Origin of the sequence: Bradyrhizobium sp. 141 (assembly GCF_023074055.1) — a bacterium.
Lineage (GTDB): Bacteria > Pseudomonadota > Alphaproteobacteria > Rhizobiales > Xanthobacteraceae > Bradyrhizobium.
Genome location: NZ_JADPKR010000114.1, coordinates 111258 through 133273, shown reverse-complemented (window position 1 = coordinate 133273; position 22016 = coordinate 111258). Strand labels below are relative to the sequence as shown.

19 protein-coding genes are annotated in these 22016 nt (G+C 65.5%); 12 read left to right on the top strand and 7 right to left on the bottom strand.

Annotated elements, in window-relative coordinates; translation table 11 throughout:
- Nucleotides 1–1028: 1028 nt before the first annotated feature.
- Nucleotides 1029–1961, top strand: coding sequence for an AraC family transcriptional regulator (locus tag IVA81_RS38590; protein WP_247328581.1), 933 nt, complete (start codon nt 1029–1031; stop codon nt 1959–1961).
- Nucleotides 1962–2028: 67 nt separating this feature from the next.
- Here IVA81_RS38590 and IVA81_RS38585 read toward each other — a convergent pair whose 3' ends face one another.
- From IVA81_RS38585 to IVA81_RS38560, 6 genes are all read right to left on the bottom strand, one after another.
- Nucleotides 2029–3261 carry a Zn-dependent hydrolase gene (locus IVA81_RS38585; RefSeq protein ID WP_247328562.1) on the bottom strand — a complete coding sequence of 411 codons (1233 nt, stop codon included), beginning with the start codon at nt 3259–3261 and terminating at the stop codon, nt 2029–2031.
- Nucleotides 3254–4039, bottom strand: coding sequence for an ABC transporter ATP-binding protein (locus tag IVA81_RS38580; RefSeq protein ID WP_247328559.1), 786 nt, complete (start codon nt 4037–4039; stop codon nt 3254–3256). The genes IVA81_RS38585 and IVA81_RS38580 overlap by 8 nt, the downstream gene beginning before the upstream one ends.
- A complete protein-coding gene (locus tag IVA81_RS38575; RefSeq protein ID WP_247328556.1) occupies nt 4036–4809 on the bottom strand; it encodes an ABC transporter permease in 774 nt (257 codons plus the stop codon). Before IVA81_RS38575 ends, IVA81_RS38580 begins: the two co-directional genes overlap by 4 nt.
- Before the next feature lie 73 nt (nt 4810–4882).
- Nucleotides 4883–5827, bottom strand: coding sequence for an ABC transporter substrate-binding protein (locus IVA81_RS38570; RefSeq protein ID WP_247328553.1), 945 nt, complete (start codon nt 5825–5827; stop codon nt 4883–4885).
- Between the two features lie 84 nt (nt 5828–5911).
- Nucleotides 5912–6640 carry a histidine utilization repressor gene (gene hutC, locus IVA81_RS38565; protein ID WP_247328550.1) on the bottom strand — a complete coding sequence of 243 codons (729 nt, stop codon included), beginning with the start codon at nt 6638–6640 and terminating at the stop codon, nt 5912–5914.
- Complete coding sequence (locus IVA81_RS38560) at nt 6637–7995, bottom strand: formimidoylglutamate deiminase (protein ID WP_247328528.1); 1359 nt, start codon at nt 7993–7995, stop codon at nt 6637–6639. The genes hutC and IVA81_RS38560 overlap by 4 nt, the downstream gene beginning before the upstream one ends.
- A gap of 99 nt (nt 7996–8094) precedes the next feature.
- Between IVA81_RS38560 and hutI the strand changes: the two genes are divergently transcribed.
- The 3 genes from hutI to hutU are packed head-to-tail and all read left to right on the top strand — an operon-like array spanning nt 8095 to nt 12548.
- Nucleotides 8095–9309: an imidazolonepropionase gene (gene hutI / locus IVA81_RS38555; RefSeq protein WP_247328525.1), complete on the top strand. Its 1215-nt coding sequence runs from the start codon at nt 8095–8097 to the stop codon at nt 9307–9309.
- Nucleotides 9306–10865, top strand: a complete 1560-nt coding sequence (hutH, locus tag IVA81_RS38550) for a histidine ammonia-lyase (protein WP_247328503.1) — start codon at nt 9306–9308, stop codon at nt 10863–10865. The genes hutI and hutH overlap by 4 nt, the downstream gene beginning before the upstream one ends.
- Before the next feature lie 12 nt (nt 10866–10877).
- On the top strand, nt 10878–12548 hold the full coding sequence (hutU, locus tag IVA81_RS38545; RefSeq protein WP_247328480.1) for a urocanate hydratase: 1671 nt from the start codon (nt 10878–10880) through the stop codon (nt 12546–12548).
- Between the two features lie 214 nt (nt 12549–12762).
- Here hutU and IVA81_RS38540 read toward each other — a convergent pair whose 3' ends face one another.
- The gene (locus tag IVA81_RS38540) at nt 12763–13383 is read right to left on the bottom strand and encodes a TetR/AcrR family transcriptional regulator (protein WP_247328477.1); all 621 of its coding nucleotides are present in this window, start codon (nt 13381–13383) and stop codon (nt 12763–12765) included.
- A gap of 255 nt (nt 13384–13638) precedes the next feature.
- On the opposite strand from IVA81_RS38540, the gene IVA81_RS38535 reads away from it, so the two are divergent.
- Genes IVA81_RS38535 through IVA81_RS38500 form a run of 8 tightly spaced genes read left to right on the top strand, consistent with a single transcriptional unit; the run spans nt 13639 to nt 22014 of the window.
- The gene (locus IVA81_RS38535) at nt 13639–14499 is read left to right on the top strand and encodes a xanthine dehydrogenase family protein subunit M (RefSeq protein ID WP_247328475.1); all 861 of its coding nucleotides are present in this window, start codon (nt 13639–13641) and stop codon (nt 14497–14499) included.
- Complete coding sequence (locus tag IVA81_RS38530; RefSeq protein ID WP_247328472.1) at nt 14496–15032, top strand: (2Fe-2S)-binding protein; 537 nt, start codon at nt 14496–14498, stop codon at nt 15030–15032. Before IVA81_RS38535 ends, IVA81_RS38530 begins: the two co-directional genes overlap by 4 nt.
- Nucleotides 15029–17404, top strand: a complete 2376-nt coding sequence (locus IVA81_RS38525; protein WP_247328470.1) for a xanthine dehydrogenase family protein molybdopterin-binding subunit — start codon at nt 15029–15031, stop codon at nt 17402–17404. Before IVA81_RS38530 ends, IVA81_RS38525 begins: the two co-directional genes overlap by 4 nt.
- Before the next feature lie 23 nt (nt 17405–17427).
- Nucleotides 17428–18669 (top strand): ABC transporter substrate-binding protein, encoded by a 1242-nt coding sequence (locus IVA81_RS38520; protein WP_247328466.1) that lies wholly within the window; start codon nt 17428–17430, stop codon nt 18667–18669.
- A 10-nt stretch (nt 18670–18679) separates the two neighbouring features.
- Nucleotides 18680–19555 (top strand): branched-chain amino acid ABC transporter permease, encoded by an 876-nt coding sequence (locus tag IVA81_RS38515; protein ID WP_247328463.1) that lies wholly within the window; start codon nt 18680–18682, stop codon nt 19553–19555.
- Nucleotides 19552–20550 (top strand): branched-chain amino acid ABC transporter permease, encoded by a 999-nt coding sequence (locus tag IVA81_RS38510; protein ID WP_247328460.1) that lies wholly within the window; start codon nt 19552–19554, stop codon nt 20548–20550. Before IVA81_RS38515 ends, IVA81_RS38510 begins: the two co-directional genes overlap by 4 nt.
- Nucleotides 20547–21302: an ABC transporter ATP-binding protein gene (locus IVA81_RS38505; protein ID WP_247328440.1), complete on the top strand. Its 756-nt coding sequence runs from the start codon at nt 20547–20549 to the stop codon at nt 21300–21302. The genes IVA81_RS38510 and IVA81_RS38505 overlap by 4 nt, the downstream gene beginning before the upstream one ends.
- Entirely contained in the window at nt 21295–22014 is a 720-nt protein-coding gene (locus IVA81_RS38500; RefSeq protein ID WP_247328438.1) for an ABC transporter ATP-binding protein, read from the top strand. The genes IVA81_RS38505 and IVA81_RS38500 overlap by 8 nt, the downstream gene beginning before the upstream one ends.
- The last annotated feature ends 2 nt before the right edge of the window (nt 22015–22016 follow it).

The window sequence follows — 22016 nt, the reverse complement described above, 5'->3', positions numbered from 1 at the left end:
AGCAGGTGGTGGGGGCAGCGTCGGCACGAGAGGTGCGGGCAGGGCGGGTAGTCCCTGTGAGCCCGAGGCTTCGTGCAGACGAGCGGCGCTGCTAGGTTCGTCTCGCCTGTAAGTTTCCGGCTCCGTCGACAGGGCTGGAAAAACTGCGGCGAAATGGCGAACCGCGCGTACGGCAAAACCGTGTGGTCCTGACCGTCGTTGCTACGGTCAAGCGCTTTCGCGAAGATGCGAGCGAGCTCAACCGGGCAGACTGCATCATCCAATTCGCGGGGCGAGGGAGGCCAGAAGGAAAGTTCGGCTCCCGGGAGAGCACGGCATAAGCCGTCCAGCCATCGCGCAGGGAAGGCCGAGTGTTCGGCTACACCTGTATGCTGCTGTGCGGTTCTTCCTGCGTGTGCGTTTCGCGCAGCGGACCGCGGGTGCCAGCTGGCACCCGGCCTTCCCTGCGCCCTCTTGGCTCAAGAGGGCGGAGCGACCAAGCAAAGCTCGGGCGAAACGCGTCGCGAGAATGCGAAGGCGTGTCTGTGAGTCAAGCTGCGTGTCACAAGCTCGATGTCGTAGGGTGGGCAAAGGCGCTCTTGCGCCGTGCCCACGATCTCTCTCGGCCGCGAAAGATACGTGGGCACGCTTCGCTTTGCCCACCCTACGGCACTGCACGTCGGGATGTGCATTCGAGCATCGCGATGCTGCCGCCTCATTCTCCGTCCTTGCGAGCGCAGCGACTTGTGGATTGCTTCGTCGCAAGGGCTCCTCGCAATGACGATGTGGAGGCGGCGAGCGTCATTCAATCACCGTCATTCCCGCGCAACGGTTTCGCGGTTGCGCGGGGATGACCGGACCAACAGCAGCCGCCGAAACCTTGCGGCACGTCGTTCTAGCGCGAGGCCCATGTGATCGTGCGTTTGTGAAAAGCTGTGAAGCTCGCCTCGTGCGCGCACGTGGACACCCGCTGCCGGATATTGTAATGCGCTCCTGAATTGGCGGGACACTGTGGCCTGCACGCGGACTTCCACGGAAAGGCCAATCCGATGACCCAGGCAGGCGCCTACGGAGACAAGCTCGGGCAATTCCTGCGTTTGAAGGAAGCGCCGCCCTCCCTGGTCACGCGTTCGCTGCGCAGCGCCGAGCTTGCGGTCACCGAGACGCGGAATGATCGTCCGCTGACTGGCCTGTCCGGCTCGCTCACCGCGGAAGACGCGTTTCTCGTCAGCCTGAAGCTTCGTGATTACCCGGATTGCGAGCTCTGGGAGCGCGGCAAATCTATCATGAAGGCGGACGTACGCGCGGGCACGACCTATCTCTATGACCTCAAGCTCGATCCACGCTATGTGATCGACAAGCCGTTCCACTCGCTTTTTTTCTACATTCCGCGTTCGGCACTCGACAGCATCTCCGAGCAGTGCAATTCGCCGCGGATCGACGAACTCGACTGTCAGATCGGCTTTGGTCATGACGACGAAATCATCCGCCACATCGGCGCGTCGCTGCAGGAAGGCCTGCGCAGGGCGGGCGAGGCCAACCAGCTTTTCGTCGACCACATGATGCTCGCCTTGACCGCCCATGTCGCCCAGACTTACGGCGGCCTTCAGCGCAGGACTGAGCCCACCCGCGGTGGTCTCGCTCCCTGGCAGGCGAGACGCGCCTGCGAGCGGCTGGAATCCGATCTCGGCGGCAAGCTCTCGCTGCAGAAGATCGCGAGCGAGCTCGACCTCTCGGTCAGCCATTTTTCACGTGCATTTCGAACCGCCGTCGGCATGCCGCCGCATCAATGGCTGCTTCATCAGCGCGTGAAGGCCGCCAAGCAGTTGATGAGCGTTCGCGACCTGCCGCTGACGGAAATCGCGATCTCGGCCGGCTTTGCCAACCAGAGTCACTTCACGCGCGTGTTTTCCTCGATTGTCGGCGTCAGCCCGGCCGTGTGGCGCCGACAGACGTCCGGCGCCTCGGGCGCCAGGGCGTGACCCCCCGGCGATGCGGGGCGCCTGCCCGCAGCATTCGCGTCAGATCGCGCAATCGGTTGTCGTCACATCAGCCGCCGAGGATCCGCCGGCAAGCGTCGACGAAGACCTCTGCGCCGGTGACGATATCGGCATCGGCGGTGTTTTCGGTCCAGTGATGACTGATGCCGCCGATCGACGGCACGAACAGCATGCCGGCGGGCATGACCGTTGCCAGCATCTGCGCATCGTGGCCGGCGCCACTGGGCATGCGAGCGGATCGTCCACCGGCGAGCGCCTTGCTTGCGGCTTCGATCGCACCCTGAAAGCCGGCGTCCATCATGGCGGGCGCGCCGGTGCGCAGCTTCGTCACGGTGACCGTGCAGGGACCGTTCGCGCTGGCCTCGTCGGCCATGGTCCGCAGCAACTGCTCCAGCCGGGCGATGACGGCCGGATCGTCGTCGCGGATCTGGAACAGCATTTCGGCTCCACCCGGAATGATGCTCGGTGCGCCCGGATCGAGCGTGATGCGCCCGGTGGTCCAGACCGTGCGTGGGCCGCAGGCGGCCGGAAAGCGCTCGTCGAGCGCGACGCAGAATTTTGCCAGCGCCAGCCCTGCGTCCTTGCGCACGGCCATGCGCGTGGTGCCGGCGTGATTTTGCTCGCCGACGAAATCGATCTGGTATTGCCAGATGCCGACGATGGAGGTGACGACGCCGACCGCGAGCTTGCCGCTTTCGAGCGTGTCGCCCTGTTCGATATGCGCCTCGAGATATCCGACATGCCGTCCCGGCTCGGCGGTGATGCGGGGGCGTCCTGCGAGCCCCATGTCGGCGAGCGCGTCGCGCATCGTGCGGCCGCTGGTGCGGTCGCGTGCGGCGTCGATGTCGGCTTCGGTCACTTGCCCGACATAGGAGCGCGAGCCGAGGAAATGGCCAAAATGTCCTTCCTCGTCGCACCAGGCGGCGACCTCGACCGCGCCCTTGAGAGAGGGATCGGCATTGAGCACGCGGGCCGCTTCGAGCGCGTAGACGACGCCGAGCGGGCCATCGAGCCAGCCGGCGTAGTTCTGGCTTTCCAGATGCGAACCTGCCAAGAGCTTCGGCCCCGGCGTTGCGCTGGTGCCGAAGACGTTGCCGATGCCGTCAATTGTCGCGGAGAGGCCGACGCCGGGCAGCTTGCGCACGAGCCATTCCAGCGAGAGCTTGTGCGGCTCGGAGAAGGTCGGCTTGTGCACGCCGGTCTTGTAAGCGCCGATGGCACGGAGCGCATTGAGATCGGCGAGAACGCGTTTCCCGTCGGCTGAAGGGCGATTGTCAGGCATGTTCGGCAACCTTCAGCGCCTCGGTACGGATTTCCTCGACCAGCCGTTCCTTGAGCTGAACGAACTCCGGCGTCGTCTTGATCTTGTAGGAGCGCGGATGCGGCAGGTCCACATTGATCTCGGCCTTGATGCGGCCGGGCCGTGCGCTCATGACGATGACGCGGCTGCCGAGGAAGATGGCTTCCTCGATGTCGTGGGTCACGAACAGCACGGTCTTCTGGTCGCGCTCCCAGATCCCGAGCAGCATCTCCTGCATCAGGGCCCGGGTCTGGTTGTCGAGCGCGCCGAAGGGCTCGTCGAGCAGCAGGATTTTGGGATCGTTGGCGAGTGCGCGGGCGATTGCGGTGCGCTGCTGCATGCCGCCGGAGAGCTGCTTCGGCCAGTGATTCTCGAAGCCGGACAGCCCGACCTGGCGGATGAACGCGTCGGCGATCTTGTTGCGCTCCGCCTGCGCCACGCCGCGCTCGCGCAGGCCGAAGGCGATGTTCTCGCGCACGGTGAGCCAGGGAAACAGCGTGTAGGACTGGAACACCATGCCGCGATCAGCGCCCGGGCCGGTCACCTCGCGCCCGTCCAGCGTGACGCGCCCGCCGGTCGGACGGTCGAGGCCGGCGACGATGCGCAGCAGCGTAGACTTGCCGCAGCCGGAAGGGCCCAGAATGGTGACGAAGTCGTTGTTGCCGATGGTGAGGTCGGTTGGCTCCAGCGCCTTGGTCGGGGCGTTGCCGTGGCGTGCCGGGAAGGTGCGCGAGACCTGTTCGATCTTGAGGATCGTCATGCGAGCCTCCACGGAAACAGCCAGGCGTTGAACGCCTTGAACATGAAGTCCGAGAGGAGGCCGATCAGGCCGATCACGATGATGCCGAATATGATTTGCCCGGTGTTGAGCAGCGCCTGGCTGTCGGTGATCATGTGGCCGATGCCGGAGGACGAACCGATCAGCTCGGCGACGATGACGTAGGTCCAAGCCCAGCCCAGCACCAGCCGCAGGATTTCCGCGATCTCCGGCGCGGAGGACGGCAGCAGCACGCGACGGATGATGCCGCGGTCGCTGGCCCCGAGCGTATAGGCTGCCTCGACCAGGTCGCGCCGGGTGGCACCGACGGTCACCGCGACCATCAGGATGACCTGGAACACCGAGCCGATGAAGATGACGAGCAGTTTCTGCAATTCGCCGATACCGGCCCACAGGATCAGGAGCGGGATGAAGGCGGAGGCGGGCAAATAGCGCGCGAACGAGACGAACGGCTCAAGGAACGCCTCGATTGGCTTGTAGGCGCCCATCAGCACGCCGAGCGGGACCGCGATGATGGCCGCGAGTGCAAAGCCGCCGACGACGCGCCAGATCGTCATGCCGATGTCGTGGGCGAATCCCTGTTTGGCCAAGAGATCATAACCCTCCTGCACCATGGTCAAGGGGTTCGCGAGGAAGGTTTTCGACACATGGCCGCCGAGCGTCGCCCACGACCAGAGGGCAACGAACAGCACGAAGAACGCGAGGCCGTAAGCCACGCGCTGCTTCGATGTAACAGGGTCCAGGGGACGCATCAAAACTGTCTATCCGGGGCTGAAAAGATTTGCCGGCCCCGCCGCGAGACGGGGCCGGCGGCTCTCGAGAGGTTTACTTGATGTAGCTCGCGTCGAAGAGGTCCTCGACCTTTGGCGCGGCCTTGATGATGCCGATCTCAAGCAGCAGGTCGGCCGCCTCCTTGTTGAAGGTCAGGAAGTCGCCGGCGAAGAACTTCTGGTTCGCGGCCTTGTCCTGCCAGCGCAGATATTTCGCCGAGTTGCCGAACTGCTCGCCGCTCTGCTTTACGTCGGCGCCCATGATCTCGTAGGCCTTGGCCTGGTCCTTGGCGATCATGTCGAGCGCTTCGAAATAGCTGTCGGCGAGCGCCTTGGCGGCCTTGGGATTCTCGGTGAGGAACTTCGGCGTGCAGCCGAAGGTGTCCATGACCATGGGATAGTCGAGCGTGGTCGCGATGATCTTGCCCTTGTCGGGCGCGGCGCGCACCGTCGACAGATACGGCTCATAGGTCATCGCCGCATCGTTCTGGCCGGAGACGAAGGCCTGGGCAGCCGCGGCCGGCTCGAGGTTGACGACAGTGACGTCCTTCACCGACAGGCCGTTCTTCTTGAGCATCCAGGCCAGCGCGAAATACGGCGAGGTGCCGGGCGCGGAGGCGGCGACGGTCTTGCCCTTCAGGTCCTTGATCGCAGCCAGATCGTTGCGCACGGCCATGCCGTCGGCGCCATAGCTCTTGTCGAGCTGGAAGATCTGCTTGGTCGCAACGCCATTGGCGTTCCAGGAGATCCACGTCTCGACGGTCGTTGCCGCGCACTGGACGTCACCGGAGGCGATCGCGAGGTGGCGGTCCTTCTGCGGGATCTTCTTGATCGTGACGTCGAGGCCGTTCTTCTTGAAGATGCCGGCTTCCTTCGCCAGCGTCAGCGGCGCGAAGCCGGTCCATCCGGAAATGCCGACGCCGACCTTGACGTCGTCGGCGAGCACGGGAGTGGAGGCCGCGAGGGCAATGATTGTCGCAAATATCGTCGAATTACGCATGATTGTCGTCCTCTGCCGATCGATGGATTGACGTCCTGTTGATCTCTTCATGTAGGGTTGCACGATTTGTGCCGACATGTCCTCTCAGCCTCCCTTGAATCGCGCGACAAGGCGGTGAGAGTCACCGGGATAGAGCAGGCGCACGGCGGTGATCGTGCGCGCGCTGCGCCAGGTGTAACGGTCGATCACGAGACAGGGCGCGCCGACGGCGATCGCGAGCGCGCCCGCCATGCGATCGTCCGCAACGATGGCGCTGATCGTGTGCTCGGCCTCCGTCCATGGGACGTGGTGAAGCAGCCACGAGCCGGGCGGCTCGCGCGAGAAATCCGCGGTCGCGGCATCCGGAACGGACGACAGGTCGATCAGCCTGTCCTCGACGGCAAACGGCACGTTGTCGGCGCTGTGCCGGCAGGTGATCGAGACCACCTTGCCGGCCTTCTTCACGCCGAGACGATCACGGTCGGCCGCGGTCGCGGCGCGCAACTTGCGATGGATCAGCTCATAGCCGTATGCGCGTCCCAGCGCGGTGATCTCGGCGCGGATGTCGGCGATCTTGAGAACCGCTGATTGATGTTGCGGTCGACGTACAAAAGAGCCGGCGCGCCGCCGTCGCTCGATCAGATCGGCTTGCGCGAGCTCCGACAGCGCCTTGTTCACCGTCATGCGCGAGCAGCCGTAACGGGCCACCAGTTCATGCTCGAACGGAATGCGATGCCCCGGCGGCCATTCGCCGGTCAGGATGCGCGTCTCGATGTCGGCGCGGATGCGCTTGTAGAGCGTCGGCTTGTCGGCGGCATCGGTGGCAAGGCTCATGCGACGAGCCTCCGCACTGTCGCATTGAAGCGATCGCGCGCGACTTGGCGCAGATTGTGCCGGCCGCCTTCGACGACCTTGTGGCCGCCGGCCCAGACGCAATCGATCGCGCCACTGCCAGCGGCGAAGATCCAGCCGTCGATCACCGCGTCGCCGGCGCGCCCCGCCAGCGACGGATGCGTCGTGTCGAGCGTGACGATGTCGGCGCGTGCTCCCGCTGCGAGGCCGACTGTCGGCTGCGCCAGCGCTTGCGCGCCGCCCGCAAGAGCATGGTCGAACAGCGTGCGCCCCGTCGAAAGGCCGGCGCCGCTGGAGAGCACGTTGCGCGTGCGGTGCTTCAGCCGTTGGCCGTATTCGAGCTGGCGCAATTCGTCGGCGACGCCGACCAGCACGTTGGAATCTGTGCCGATGCCGAACGCGCCGCCGGCATCGAGGAATTCGCGCGCGGGAAAGATGCCGTCGCCAAGGCTCGCCTCGGTGATGGGACAGAGGCCGGCAACCGCGCCGGTCCCGGCGAAGGCGGCGACTTCCTCATCCGTCGTATGAGTCGCGTGAATAAGGCACCAGCGCTGATCGACGGGCGCGTGCGCCAGCAACCATTGCACCGGGCGGCGGCCAGACCAGGCCAGGCAATCCTCGACCTCCTTCACCTGCTCGGCGGCATGGATATGCACTGGCCCGCCGTCGGCGAGTGGAATGATCGCCGCAAGCTCGTCCGGCGTCACCGCACGTAGGCTGTGCGGTGCGATGCCGATATTGGCGCCCGGCAAAGCGCTGATCGCCTTGCGCGAGGCGCTCATCAATGCCGCGAACCGATCGACCGAGCAAATGAAGCGGCGCTGGCCTGCATGCGGCGCCGCGCCGCCGAACGAGCCGTGCGCGTAAAAACTCGGCAGCAACGTCAGAGCAATGCCGGAGGCCTCGGCAGCCTGCGCAATCCGCCCGGCCATTTCGGCAATATCGGCATAGAGAGCGCCGTCGCGATCGTGGTGAAGATAGTGGAATTCGCCGACGCGGGTAAAACCCTGCTCCAGCATCTCGACGTAAAGCAGCGTGGCAACGGCAGCGACGTCGTCCGGCGTCATCGCGAGAGCGAAGCGATACATCGTCTCGCGCCAGGTCCAGAAGGTATCGGTGCTGTCGCCGCGCAGCTCGGCAAGCCCGGCCATGCCGCGCTGGAAGGCGTGGCTATGCAGGCTCGCCAATCCCGGAAGCGCAATGGCGTGGCGCTCGTCGCCGCCGGCCGGCGCTACGCCCGGCGTCACCTCGGCGATCGCGCCGGCGGCGATCACCACCTGCACGTCATTGGCCCAGCCCGAGGGCAGGAGCGCGGAGGCGAAATGCAGTCGTGTCATGTTTCCATGCCGGCTGGACAGAACCGCCCCACGATTATATGTCTAGACATATAAGTCAAGCATCCCAGGGCGCAGGGACATCCGCGAAGGGACCGTTGCATGGCAGAGCGCTTCGACCGGATCTGGCACAACGCCCGGCTCGCCACGATGCGGGCCGACCGTCCCGATCTCGGCGAGATCGAGCGTGGCGTGATCGCAGCGCGCGGCGGCCGCATCGCGTATGCGGGGACGCAGACCGATTTTCCGGCAGATGCCGATGCGGTCGAACGGATCGACTGCGAGGGACGCTGGATCACGCCGGGCCTCGTCGATTGCCACACCCATCTCGTCTATGGCGGCAACCGCGCCCACGAATTCGAGCTGCGCCTCAAGGGCGCAAGCTACGAGGAGATCGCGCGCGCCGGCGGCGGCATCGTCTCCACGGTGGCCGCAACACGCAAGGCGAGCGAGGCCGAGCTCGTCGCAAGCGCGTTGCCGCGGCTCGACGCGCTGATCGGCGAGGGCGCAACCACCGTCGAGATCAAATCCGGCTATGGCCTCGACACTGAGACCGAGATGCGGCAGCTCGCGGCCGCGCGCAGCCTTGGCCGTCAGCGGCCGGTTGCGATTCGCACCTCCTTCCTCGGCGCCCATGCCGTGCCGCCGGAGGCCGATGGCGACAAGGATCGCTACATCGATCTCGTTTGCCAGCAGATGCTGCCGGCGGTCGTAAAGGCGGGCCTCGCCGATGCCGTCGATGCTTTCATGGAGGGCATCGCGTTCTCGGCCGAGCAGACCGCGTGGGTGTTCGAGACGGCGAGGGGATTCGGGCTGCCGGTCAAGCTCCATGCCGACCAGCTCTCGAACCTTGGCGGTGCTGCGCTCGCCGCAAAATTCTCGGCGCTGTCCGCCGATCACCTGGAGCACACTGATGACGCCGGCGCCGCCGCGATGGCAAAGGCCGGAACGGTCGCCGTGCTGCTGCCCGGCGCCTTTTACTTCATTCGAGAGACGCAGAAGCCGCCGGTCGAGACGTTCCGCGGGCACGGCGTGCCCATGGCGCTCGCGACCGACTGCAATCCCGGCAGCTCGCCGCTGACCTCGCTGCTGCTCGCGATGAATATGGGGGCGACGCTGTTCCGGATGAATGTGGCGGAGTGCCTTACTGGCGTCACCCGTGAAGGCGCGCGGGCGCTCGGCGTGCTCGATGAAACCGGCACGCTGGAAGCCGGCAAATGGTGCGATCTCGCAATCTGGGACATCGAGCGGCCCGCTGAGCTGGTCTACCGCATCGGCTTCAATCCGCTGCAGCAGCGGGTGTGGAGGGGGCAGTGACGGAACAGGGCGCAGCGATCGTCGTCAAGCCGGGAACGGTCAGCCTTGACGATCTCGCGCGCGTGCTCGCAGGACAAGCCGTCGTGCTCGACCCATCGTTCTGGCCGCGTATCGAGGCGGCTGCCGAGATCGTCGCGAAGGCGGCGCGGGCTGACGCTCCCGTCTATGGGATCAATACCGGCTTCGGGAAGTTGGCCTCGAAGCGCATTCCGCCGGACCAGACCGCGCTGCTCCAGCGCAACCTCATCGTCTCGCATTGCTGCGGCGTCGGCCCCGCAACACCCGAGCCGATCGTGCGCCTGATGATGGCGTTGAAGATCGTTTCGCTCGGGCGCGGTGCCTCCGGCGTGCGCCGCGAGGTGATCGAGCAGTTGCAGGGGATGCTGGCGCAGGGCGTCTATCCACTGGTGCCGCAACAGGGTTCGGTCGGTGCCTCCGGCGATCTTGCACCGCTGGCGCATATGACTGCGGTCATGATCGGCGAAGGACAAGCGATCGTCGATGGCAAGACTGTGTCCGGCAGCGAGGCGCTCGCCGCCGCCGGCCTCTCGCCGCTGACACTCGGCCCCAAGGAAGGCCTCGCGCTGATCAACGGGACACAGTTCTCGACCGCCCACGCCATATCAGGCGTGCTGCGAGCATTCCGCCTGGCGCGGGCCGCGCTCGTGACCGGCGCATTGTCGGTGGATGCGGCGATGGCCTCGACGGCGCCGTTCCGCCCCGAGATCCAGGCGTTGCGAGGTCATGCCGGGCAGATCGCCGCGGCGGCGACGCTGATGGCGCTGCTGGATGGCAGCGACATCCGCCTGTCGCATCTCGAAGGCGACGAACGCGTGCAGGATCCCTATTGCCTGCGCTGCCAGCCGCAAGTCGCGGGCGCAGCGCTCGACCTGATCACGCAGGCCGCGCGCACGCTGATCGTCGAGGCCAACGCCGTCACCGACAATCCGCTGGTGCTGGTCGAGAGCGGCGAGATCGTCTCGGGCGGCAATTTCCACGCCGAGCCGGTGGCCTTTGCTGCCGACGCGATCGCGCTTGCACTGTCCGAGATTGGCGCGATCAGCGAGCGGCGCATCGCGACGCTGGTTGATCCCGCGCTCAATTTCGGCCTGCCGCCGTTCCTCACCCCCGATCCCGGCATCAATTCCGGCTTCATGATCGCCGAGGTGACGGCAGCCGCGCTCTATGCCGAGAACAAGCAGCGCGCGGCTGCCTGCTCGATCGACTCGACGCCGACCAGCGCCAACCAGGAAGATCACGTCTCGATGGCGGCGCACGCCGCGCGGCGCCTGTCCGACATGGCCGACAATCTTGCCGCCATCCTCGGCATCGAGCTCCTGGTCGCGGCCCAAGGCATCACGTTGCGCGCGCCGCATGCGACGAGCGTGCCGCTCGCCGCCGTCATCGCCGCGTTGCGCGAGCAGGTGCCTGCACTCGGCGCCGACCGCTACATGGCCGGCGATCTCGCCAAGGCGGCTGCGTTGATCGAAGCCGACGCGCTGCCGGCTACGGCGCTCACTGCGCTTTCGTCCGATCCGTTTCCGAGACTTGACTAAAGAGGTACTGGCATGAACCGCCGACTGGACAATGACCGCACCATCCGCGCGCCTCGCGGCAGCGATATCAGCGCCAAGAGCTGGTTGACCGAGGCGCCGCTGCGCATGCTGATGAACAACCTCGATCCTGACGTCGCGGAGCGCCCCAGCGAGCTCGTCGTTTATGGCGGCATCGGCCGCGCCGCGCGCGACTGGGAGAGCTTTGACCGGATCGTTGCGGCCTTGCGCAAGCTCGAAGGCGACCAGACGCTGCTGGTCCAGTCCGGCAAGCCGGTCGGCGTGTTCCGCACCCATGCCGATGCCCCGCGCGTGCTGATCGCGAACTCCAACATCGTGCCGCATTGGGCGACGCTCGATCATTTCAACGAGCTCGATCGCCTTGGCCTGATGATGTACGGCCAGATGACCGCGGGTTCCTGGATCTATATCGGCAGCCAGGGCATCGTGCAGGGCACCTACGAGACCTTCGTCGAGGTCGGCCGTCGTCATTACGGCGGCAGCCTCGCCGGCAAGTGGATTCTCACCGCCGGTCTCGGCGGCATGGGCGGTGCGCAGCCGCTGGCCGCGACCATGGCCGGCGCGTCGATGCTCGCGGTCGAATGCCAGCCGAGCCGCATCGAGATGCGGCTGCGCACCGGCTATCTCGATCGCCAGGCCGCAACGCTCGACGAAGCGCTCGCGATCATGGCAGATGCCGCCAAGACCAAGAAGGCGGTCTCGGTCGGCCTGCTCGGCAACGCCGCGGAGATTTTTCCTGAGCTGGTACGCCGCGGTGTCAAGCCCGACGTCGTCACCGACCAGACCAGCGCGCACGATCCGGTCAACGGATACTTGCCGAAGGGTTGGACGCTCGCCGAGTGGGAAGCCAAGCGCGGCTCCGATCCGAAAGCGGTCGAACGCGCCTCCAAGACCTCGATGGTCGAGCACGTCCAGGCCATGTTGGAATTCCACGCACAGGGCATTCCGACGCTCGACTACGGCAACAACATCCGCCAGATGGCGCAGGACATGGGCCTGAAGAACGCGTTCGATTTCCCGGGCTTCGTGCCCGCCTATATCCGTCCCTTGTTCTGCCGCGGCGTCGGACCGTTCCGCTGGGCTGCGCTCTCGGGCGACCCCGAGGACATCTTCAAGACCGACGCGAAGGTGAAGGAGCTGATGCCTGACGACAAGCATCTGCACAATTGGCTCGATATGGCCAAGGAACGCATCAAATTCCAGGGCCTGCCGGCGCGGATCTGCTGGGTCGGCCTCGGCGATCGTCACCGGCTCGGCCTTGCCTTCAATGAGATGGTGGCCCGCGGCGAGCTCAAGGCGCCGATCGTGATCGGCCGCGATCATCTCGACAGCGGCTCGGTGGCGAGCCCGAACCGCGAGACCGAAGCAATGAAGGACGGATCGGACGCGGTGTCCGACTGGCCCCTGCTGAACGCGCTGCTCAATTGCGCCAGCGGCGCGACCTGGGTGTCGCTGCATCACGGCGGCGGCGTCGGCATCGGCTATTCGCAGCATGCCGGCATGGTGATCGTCGCCGATGGCACGCAGGAAGCCGCCAAGCGGATCGAGCGCGTGCTCTGGAACGATCCCGCCACCGGCGTCATGCGTCATGCGGACGCGGGCTATGAGGCCGCGATCGACTGCGCCCGTGACAAGGGGCTCGACCTGCCGAGCCTGGCGAAGTAGCGCGTTGGACCTTTCGAGCACGATGACTCTTGTGGAGGCCCAAAACCTAGCCGCGGGCTCGATTAACCTCTCCCGCTTGCGGGGGAGGTCGGCGCGGAGCGCCGGGTGGGGGCTCGTGCGGCATTGGGAGTGTTCAGTGCGGAGACACCCCCACCCCAGCGCTCCCCGCAAGCGGGAGAGGGAGCGCACCTTCAGCGTGGTAGGACTCGACCACTTAGTCACGCGCCAGGAGCCTCGGCATCGTCGTCTTCGCGCCGTCCATGAAAGTCTGGACGGCGTCGCGGACGATTGCGTCGAGATCGGGCGGGATCGGCGTCTCGTAGATGAATTTCCGGATGGCGAGATAGAAGATGCGGCCGTGCAGGCCCCAGAACAGCTCGGTCTCGCGTTCGCTCAATGACTGAGCTTTCGCGTCGGGTAGCTTCAGCTCGTGGCGCAGCTCGGCGGCCGCCGGTTCGATGATCTCGCGCCTGACGATGTCGAGATAGCGGCTGGTGATGCCGAACGACTTCATGCCGGAGAAGACGAAGATCCGCACCCAATTGTACTCGAACACGCGTTCGACATAGTCGAGATAGAAGCGCGTCAGCCTCGCTTCGAGTGACAACGAACGATCGCGGATCATCGGCCCCCAATCGGGCGACCAGCGACTGAGATAGACTTCCTGATAGACCCGCTCGATCAGCGCTTCCTTGCTTGGGAAGTGGCGATAGATCGCCGAATGGGTGATGCCCATGCGCTTGGCGAGCTCGCGGGTCTGGCCCTCGAAGCCGCGCTCGGCGAAGAAGCGGATCGCCTCGTCCACGATCGCGCGCTCGCGGTCAGCCGCGCGCATGTTGCGACGCTTTGGCGCGGACTTGCTGCCTGTCTCGGTCCGCTTGCGGACCGGTCGCTTCGCCGTTCTCTGCGCTTTTCGGGCCATTTCGTCGCTGAATCAACGTACCGCTGCCTTCATAGCCCAAGGCGCTTTTGTGACCAAATGGTCATTTCCTGTTGACCGCCTCCGGGAGGCGTGTCAGGATTTTGAGACCAGATGGTTACAAATCTGGCATCCCGGCTGATGAGCCGAGGGATCTCGAGGAAACGGGCAGTGAAGGCGAGGGCTTTCAGCTATTTTCGTGCTGCGACAATCGACCAGGCGCTGGACGCTCATGCGCGCGCCGGGGACGATGCGCGTTTCATCGCCGGCGGCCAGAGCCTGGTGCCGGCGCTGTCGCTGCGGCTGCAGGCGCCGCGCCTGCTGATCGACATCACCCACATTGACGAGATGCGCGGCGTCAGGCGCGAAGGCGATACCTTGCGCATCGGTGCGCTGACGCGCCATTGCGAGATGCTGAGCGAGCCGCTGATCGCCGAATTCGCGCCGCTGCTGCACGCGGCGGCGCCGTTCGTCGCGCATCCGGCCATCCGCAACCGCGGCACGTTTGGCGGCAGCGTCGCGCTGGCCGACCCCGCCTCCGAATTTCCGGCGATGACCTTGGCGCTGGGTGCCGAGATCGAGATCGCCGGCCCCGCGGGTCATCGGCGCGTCAAGGCCGACGACTTCTTCATCGACCTGTGCGAGACGGCGTTGCAGCCCGGCGAGCTGATCACCGCAATCTACGTTCCGCTGTTCAAGGCCGATCAGCGCTTTGCCTTCGACGAGCTGGCGCGGCGGCGCGGGGATTACGCGCTGGTCGGTTGCGGCATGATCGCGACCTGCACCGGGGAGCGTATTGACGACATCCGCATCTCCTTCTTCTCCGTCGGCAACACGCCGACCCGGGTGAAGGGGGTTGAGGCCACCTTGATCGGCGCGAGGCTGGATGCGGAACGCATCGCCGCCGCGCAAGGAGCGCTCGAAAGCGATCTTGCGCCGCCCGAGAGCGACGAAGTGCCGCCCGCGATGCGGCTGCATCTCGCCCGCGTGTTGCTTGGCCGCCTGCTCGGACATCTCGGTGAGGGTGCATGAGCGGCTTCGACGGTGGCCTGCTGGACGAGGCGGACGAGACCGTGCGCATTCGCTTCGTCGTCAACGGCCGCAAGATCGCCTGCGAGGTCGCGCCGCGCGAGACGCTGGTCGATTGCCTGCGCGATAGGCTGGAGCTGACGGGTACGCATGCGGGCTGCGAGATGGGCGCCTGCGGCGCCTGTCTGGTGCAGCTTGACGGCCGCGCCGTGCATTCCTGCCTGATCTTCGCGGTGCAGGCCGATGGGGCCAAGATCGACACGATCGAGGGGCTTACCGAGAGTGGCCTGCTCGCCGATCTCCAAGCCGAATTCCACCGTCGCAATGCGCTGCAATGCGGCTTCTGCACGCCGGGTATGTTGGTCAATGCCCAGGAGCTGCTCTCGCAAGTAGCGGAGCCGAGCCGCGAGGACATTCGCGACGCGCTGTCGGGGAACTATTGCCGCTGCACCGGCTATGAGGCGATCGTCGATGCCATCGATTCGGTGGCCAAGGAACGTATGAAGGCGCGCAGCGAAGGCGGTGGCGCGACATGAGTGCACCGCTGACGTCGCTCGACCGCCCGAACTCCTATATTGGCCGCTCCGTGCCGCGGCCCAACGCCAAGCGTCTGCTCGCCGGACGTGGGCGCTATGTCAGCGATCTCAGGCTGCCACGCATGCTCCATGCCGCGTTCCTGCGCAGCCCACATGCCCACGCGAAGATCGTTTCGATCAATATCGACGAGGCGCGCGCGCTCGAAGGCGTGCATCTCGTTGCCACGGGCGCCGATCTCGCCAAGATTTGCACGCCCTGGACCGGCACGCTCGATCATTTCAAGGGCATGACCTCCGCGCCGCAATTGCCGCTGCCGCTGGATCGCGTGGTCTGGGCCGGGCAGGCCGTGGTCGCCGTCGTCGCCGAGAGCCGCGCGATCGCCGAAGATGCGCTGGAGCTGATCGAGGTCGACTACGAGGATCTTCCCGTGGTCGTCGATATCGATAGCGCGCGCGAGGCCGGCGGTCCGCTGGTCAATCCCGGCACCGCCAACAATACCTGCTTCCGCAGCCAACTTGACAACGGCACCGTTGACGACGCATTCGCGCACGCCGCCCATGTGGTGGAGGAGGAATTCACCTTCGGCCGCCACACCGCAGTGACGCTGGAGCCGCGCGCCATCGTCGCCGAGTACGATCCTTCTGCCGGCATGCTCACCGTGCATCACGGCACGCAGACGCCATACCAATTCCAGGACCTCTATTCGCGCCATTATGGCATCCCGGAAGCCCGTGTTCGCGTGATCGCGACCGATATCGGCGGCTCCTTCGGGATGAAGCTGCATGTCTATCACGAGGACATGGCGGTGGTCGGCCTCTCGATCCTGCTCGGCCGGCCCGTGAAGTACCTTGCCGATCGCATGGAGTCCTTCGTCTCAGATATCCATGCCAGGGATCACCGCGTTCGCGCCCGCATGGCGCTCGACGCCAAGGGCGAGATCCTGGCGATGGACGTCGTCGACTTGACCGCGATCGGCGCGTTCTCGACCTATCCGCGCACCAGCGTGGTCGAGGGCAACCAGGTCATCCGCCTGATCGGCGCGCCCTATCGCTTTAGGAATTACCGCGCCACGCTGGAAGTGATCTTCCAGAACAAGGTGCAGACCAGCCAGTATCGCGCCGTCGGTCATCCCATCGCCTGTGCGGTGACCGAGCGGCTGGTCGACATGGCAGCCAGCAAGGTTGGCCTCGATCCCTTCGTCATCCGCGCGCAGAACGTGATTGCGGACGATGCCTATCCGCAGACCTCGCCGACCGGCTACCGCTTCGAGGCGCTGTCGCATCAGGCCTGCCTGAAGCGGCTGCACGAAATCATGGACTATGGCAGCTTGCGTGCCGAGCAGGCGGATTTGCGAAAGCGTGGCGTCTATCGCGGCATCGGCATCGCGGCCTTCGTCGAGATCACCAATCCGAGCCCGGCGTTCTATGGTGTCGGCGGCGCGCGCATCTCCTCGCAGGACGGCGCGATCGTGAGCCTGACGCCGTCGGGCGAGGTGCGCTGCCTGATCTCGGTCACCGAGCAGGGGCAGGGCACCGAGGCGATCATCAGCCAGATCGTGGCTGATCAGCTTGGCCTGGCCCAGGAGCGCGTCAAGGTCATCACCGGCGATACAGAGGTGACGCCGCATGGCGGCGCCACCTGGGCCTGCCGCGGCGCCGGCATCGGGGGAGAGACCGCGCTGCAGGCCACGCGCGCCCTCAAGCGCAACATCCTGGAGATCGCCGCGCTCATCCTGCAGGAGCAGCCGTCGGCGCTCGACATCGTCGATGGCGAGGTGGTCGACGCCGCGACGCGCAAGCAGCGCCTGCCGATTTTCGAGATCGCACGCATCGCGTACTTCCGCTCCGACACGCTGCCGCCGGGCACACAGGCCCAGCTCACAGTGAGCCATCATTTCGCGCCGCAGGGCTATCCCTTTGCCTTCACCAACGGCATTCAGGGCTGCTCGCTGGAGGTCGATGTCGAGACGGGCCTCATCAAGCTCCTGAAGCATTTCATCGTCGAGGATTGCGGCCGCGTCATCAATCCGATGCTGGTCGACGAGCAGCTCCGCGGCGGTATCGTGCAGGGGCTCGGCGCGGCCCTGTTCGAGGAATGCCGTTACAGCGAGACCGGCCAGCTCATGAACGGCTCGCTCGCCGACTATCTCGTGCCGATGCCGATGGAGATGCCCGACATCGTCATCGCCCATGTCGAGACGCCGACCGCCGACACCGAGCTCGGCGCCAAGGGGGTCGGCGAGGCCGGCACCGCTGCGGCTTCGGCTAGCGTGCTCAACGCCGTCAACGACGCGCTCGCGCCGTTCGATGCGACGATCAGTTCGATCCCGATCACGCCCGCCAAAGTCCTGAAAGCCCTGAAACGATTCTAGAAAAAAGACCATTGGAGGAAATCATGCCCAAATCCGGTTCGACCCCGAGAATAACCCGCCGCACCGCGCTCGCTGGTCTTTCGGCCAGCGCAGCTCTGCTTGCCATGCCCCGGATCGGCCGCGCGGCCGACGAGACGATCCGCATCGGCTTTCCGACCCCGCTCACCGGCCCGTTCGCCGCGGAAGCACGCGATCAGGTCAAATGCGCCGAGCTTGCAGTCAAGCTCGTCAACGACAAGGGCGGCATCGGCGGCCGCAAGGTCGAGCTCTTGGTGCGCGACGACAAGCTCAACGCGGGTGAAGCCGCGACCCGCACGCTGGAGCTGATCGAGAAGGACAAGGTTCATGCCGTGGTCGGCGCGCTCTCCAGCGCGGTGCAGCTCGCGGTCAACGAAGTCACCCGCGCCCGCGGCGTGATCTACGTCTCGATCAGCCAGTCCGACACGATCAACGAGGCCAAGGACTTCAGCAAATATACCTTCCATGAAGCGCTCAATCCGCACATGACGACGGCAGCGGTGGCGCGGCAGACCCTGAAGAAGGGCATGAAGGTCGCCCATCTCGCTGCCGACTACGCCTATGGGCATGAAATGCTGCGCGGCTTCAAGCGCGCGCAGGCGGCGATCGGCGCGGACAATGTCGGCGAGATTCTGCATCCGTTCGGCGCCGCCGACTATTCCACCTTCATGCCGCGCCTGATGTCGATGCGGCCGGACGTGCTCTGCATCTCCAATTTCGGCCGCGACCAGGCCAATGCGATCAAGCAGGCGGTGGATTTCGGCGTCAAGCAGCAGATGAAGATCGTCGTGCCCGTGATCCTGCATAATCAGCGGCTCGCGGTCGGCCCCGACGTGTTCGAGGGCGTGGTCGGCGGCGCCAACTATTATTGGGGCCTGGAAGCGCAGAGCAAGTCGGCAGCCGCCTTCAATGCGGCGTTCAAGGCCGCCAATGGCGGCGCGATCCCGACCGATTACGGTGCCTACGGCTATTCCGGCGTGGGATCGCTGCTGGCAGCCATGCAGACGGCCGGTGGCACCGACACCGACAAGGTCGTAGATGCCCTGGAGAAGCTGCAATATGATCTGACCAAGGGCCCGCAGCACTACCGCAAATGCGACCATCAATCGGTGCAGTCGGTGCTGGTGCTGGAGTCCAAGAAGAAGTCGGCCATGGCGGGCGACAATGATCTGTTCGCCATCCTTGCCAACGACGCCGGCTCCGACGACATGCTGCGCAGTTGCAGCGAGCTCGGCCACGCCACCTGAAGCCTGACCGATGGACCTGTCGCTGATCATCATGCAGCTTCTCTCCGGGATCGCCCTTGGCGCGGTCCTGGTGATCACTGCGCTAGGACTGACGATCGTGTTCGGCATGCTCGGCGTGGTCAATTTCGCTCATGGCGCGCTGTTCATGATCGGGGCCTATGCGGGGCTGTATCTGGCATCGCTCACCGGCAGCTTCTGGTGGGGATTGCTGCTCGCTCCCATCTTGATCGGTGCGTTCGGCATGCTGATCGAGTTCGTCCTGATCCGCAGGCTGTATGGACGCTCGATCGACGATCCACTGCTGCTCACCTTCGGCCTCAGCTATGTCCTGGTCGAGGGCGTGCGTATCGTGTTCGGCAGCGACGGTATTCCGTTTCCGACCCCGCCGCAGCTGATCGGCGTGCTCGATCTCGGCATCGGCTTCTTCCCGCGCTACCGCCTGTTCGTCATCGCGCTGGTGGCAGTGGTGCTGCTGGCGCTCTGGCTGGCACTGGAGAAGACCCGAATCGGCCTGATCGTGCGCGCCGGTGCGCGCGATCCCACCATCATGCAGGTACTCGGCGTCGACATCGGCCGGGTGTGGCTTGCTATTTTTGGTCTCGGCGTCGGACTAGCCGCGCTGGGCGGCGTTCTCGCCGGGCCCATGCGCAGCGTCAATCCGGAGATGGGCTCGCTGGTTCTGGCCGAGGCCTTTGTCGTCACCGTCATCGGCGGTCTCGGATCGATTGTCGGCGCGGTGGTGGCCGGCCTCATGGTCGGCATTTCCATCAGCATGGTGGCGTTGTTCGCGCCTGAAATGGCGACCATCGTCATGTTTGCGCTGATGGCCGTGGTGCTTCTGATCCGCCCGCAAGGCCTGTTCGGCGTGAGAGGGAGGACGGCGTGACGCACCCTTCTGGCGGCGAGGTTCTCGCCAAACCTGCGCCGAGCGGGCTCGACCGGATTCTCGACCATCGCGTGCTGCTCTCGATCGTCGTGCTGGCCATATTGCCCTGGCTATTGCCGTCCAAGGCGCTGGCCGTCAACGTCCTGATCTACGGCGTCGTGGTGATGGGCTACAATCTGCTGTTCGGCTACACCGGGCTGTTGTCGTTCGGTCAGGCGGCGTTCTTCGGTGCGGGGGCCTACTTCACCGGCATTGCGATCGGCCGCTACGGCGTGCCGTGGTTTGTCGCGGTCGCGCTTGCCGTGCTGCTCAGCACCTGCCTCGCGGCCGTGATCGGCATCATCTCGACGCGCACCCGCGGCATCTACTTCTCCATGGTGACGCTCGCTTTGGCCCAACTGGTCTACTACGTCGCGCTCCAGGCAGCCTCCTTCACCGGCGGCGAGAACGGCCTGCGCGGCTTCACTGTCGACCGCATCAGCCTGCTCGGCCTCCAGGTCAATTTCCTCGATCCCGTCAACAAATATTACGTGCTGATGGCCTTCGCGGCGCTGGCGATGTGGTTCCAGTCGCGCATTCTGAACTCGCCGTTCGGGGCCGTCATCGAGGCGATCCGCGAGAACGAACAGCGCGCGCGGGCCTGCGGCTATGACGTCGAACGCAGCAAGCTGGTCGTGTTCATGCTGTCGGGTGCGATCTCATCGCTCGGCGGCTGTATGCTGGCGCTGCATCTGTCGATCGTGCCGCTGGACATCCTGCACTACCAGACCTCGGGCATGATCGTGATGATGGTGCTGCTCGGCGGCGCTCGCAGCTTCTTCGGGCCTTTCGTCGGCGCGGCGAGCTTCCTGATCCTGGAGGATGTCATCTCGCTCTGGACGCCGCATTGGCAGATCTTCGTCGGCGCGATCTTCGTCCTGTTCGTGCTGTTCCTGCCCAAGGGCATCTGGGGAACCTTGCTCGACGCTATCGGAATCGGAAAGGCGCGGCGATGACCGGCGAACTGCTTCGCGCCGAAGGTATCGGCAAGCGCTTTGGCGGCTTCGTCGCGCTCGAAGCCATCACGGTGTCGTTCGCGGCCGGCCAGCTCACCTCGATCATCGGGCCGAATGGCGCCGGCAAGAGCACGTTCTTCAACATCCTGTCAGGTGCGCTGACGCCGACGTCGGGCAAGCTGCATTTCAGGGGATGCGAGCTCAACGGCCTGCCGCAGCATCGCTTCGTGCATCGGGGCATTTCGCGTTCGTACCAGATCACGAACATCTTCCCGGACCTGTCCGTGCATGAGAACGTCCGCGTCGCGGCCCAGGCGCTGACCGTGAGCTACGACATCTGGCACAACCGCACCCGGCTGTCCGAGCTGAATGCGCGCGCTGATGCCGCTCTCGACGCGGTCGGCTTGCTCGGCAGGCGTGGCGAACTGGCAAAGTTCCTGGCGCACGGTCAACAGCGCGCGCTGGAGATCGCGATCGCGCTGGTCTCCGAGCCCGAGCTGCTGCTGCTCGACGAGCCGACCGCCGGCATGGGGCCGGAAGAGACCAAGGACATGGTCGCGCTGCTGGAGCGGCTCGCCGACAAGCGCACCGTGCTTCTGGTGGAGCACAAGATGAAGATGGTGCTGGGACTGTCCAAGCGCGTCGTGGTGCTGCACCACGGTCGCCTGCTCGCGGACGGTTCGCCGGACGAGATCAGGAGCAATCCGGAAGTCCGCCGGGTCTATCTCGGACAGAGTGAAGGCTATGGCTGAGACCGCATTGCTCGAAATCAGAGATCTTCACGCCTGGTATGGCGCGAGCCACGTCCTGCACGGCATCTCGCTGCACGTGAAGGAGGGCGAAGTGGTTGCGCTCGTCGGCCGCAATGGTGCCGGAAAGACTACGACCTTGCGGGCGATGATGGGCCTGATGCCGAAGGCTGAGGGCCGCGTGCACTTCGCGGGCAGGGAGCTCCTGCCATTGCGCGCCCATCAGCGCTTCCACCTTGGTCTCGCCTACGTGCCCGAGGAGCGACGCATCGTCCCCGGCCTCTCCGTGCGCGAGAACCTCCGGCTCGGCCTTGTCGCGGCCGGCAGCGACATCGAGGAGCGCACGGCGATCGACGAGATCGCCGAGACCTTTCCGCGCCTGAAGGAGCGCCTCGACCAGGAGGGCGTGACGCTCTCCGGCGGCGAGCAGCAGATGCTCGCGATCGCGCGCGCGCTGATCGCCAAGCCCAAGATGATCCTGCTCGACGAGCCCTCGGAGGGCATCATGCCGGTGCTCGTCGAGGAGATGGGAGTTCTGTTCCGCCGGCTGCGCGACGAGGGCAAGACGCTGTTGCTGGTGGAGCAGAACGTCGAATGGGCGCTGCGGCTGGCCGATCGCGCCGTGATCATCGATCAGGGCGAGGTCGTGCATCAGAGCAGCGCTGCGGCGCTGCTCGCGGACAAGGACATCCAGGAGCGCTACTGCGCGGTGTGACG

Excerpts from the sequence above, each read along its gene's own strand:
- hutU (WP_247328480.1), top strand. The coding sequence starts at position 10,878 with ATGAACCGCCGACTGGACAATGACCGCACCATCCGCGCGCCTCGCGGC.
- IVA81_RS38520 (WP_247328466.1), top strand. The coding sequence starts at position 17,428 with ATGCCCAAATCCGGTTCGACCCCGAGAATAACCCGCCGCACCGCGCTC.
- IVA81_RS38590 (WP_247328581.1), top strand. The coding sequence starts at position 1,029 with ATGACCCAGGCAGGCGCCTACGGAGACAAGCTCGGGCAATTCCTGCGT.
- IVA81_RS38530 (WP_247328472.1), top strand. The coding sequence starts at position 14,496 with ATGAGCGGCTTCGACGGTGGCCTGCTGGACGAGGCGGACGAGACCGTG.
- IVA81_RS38540 (WP_247328477.1), bottom strand. The coding sequence starts at position 13,383 with ATGCGCGCGGCTGACCGCGAGCGCGCGATCGTGGACGAGGCGATCCGC.
- IVA81_RS38500 (WP_247328438.1), top strand. The coding sequence starts at position 21,295 with ATGGCTGAGACCGCATTGCTCGAAATCAGAGATCTTCACGCCTGGTAT.
- IVA81_RS38515 (WP_247328463.1), top strand. The coding sequence starts at position 18,680 with ATGGACCTGTCGCTGATCATCATGCAGCTTCTCTCCGGGATCGCCCTT.
- IVA81_RS38570 (WP_247328553.1), bottom strand. The coding sequence starts at position 5,827 with ATGCGTAATTCGACGATATTTGCGACAATCATTGCCCTCGCGGCCTCC.
- IVA81_RS38525 (WP_247328470.1), top strand. The coding sequence starts at position 15,029 with ATGAGTGCACCGCTGACGTCGCTCGACCGCCCGAACTCCTATATTGGC.
- hutI (WP_247328525.1), top strand. The coding sequence starts at position 8,095 with ATGGCAGAGCGCTTCGACCGGATCTGGCACAACGCCCGGCTCGCCACG.
- hutC (WP_247328550.1), bottom strand. The coding sequence starts at position 6,640 with ATGAGCCTTGCCACCGATGCCGCCGACAAGCCGACGCTCTACAAGCGC.
- IVA81_RS38560 (WP_247328528.1), bottom strand. The coding sequence starts at position 7,995 with ATGACACGACTGCATTTCGCCTCCGCGCTCCTGCCCTCGGGCTGGGCC.
- IVA81_RS38580 (WP_247328559.1), bottom strand. The coding sequence starts at position 4,039 with ATGACGATCCTCAAGATCGAACAGGTCTCGCGCACCTTCCCGGCACGC.
- IVA81_RS38505 (WP_247328440.1), top strand. The coding sequence starts at position 20,547 with ATGACCGGCGAACTGCTTCGCGCCGAAGGTATCGGCAAGCGCTTTGGC.
- IVA81_RS38585 (WP_247328562.1), bottom strand. The coding sequence starts at position 3,261 with ATGCCTGACAATCGCCCTTCAGCCGACGGGAAACGCGTTCTCGCCGAT.
- IVA81_RS38575 (WP_247328556.1), bottom strand. The coding sequence starts at position 4,809 with ATGCGTCCCCTGGACCCTGTTACATCGAAGCAGCGCGTGGCTTACGGC.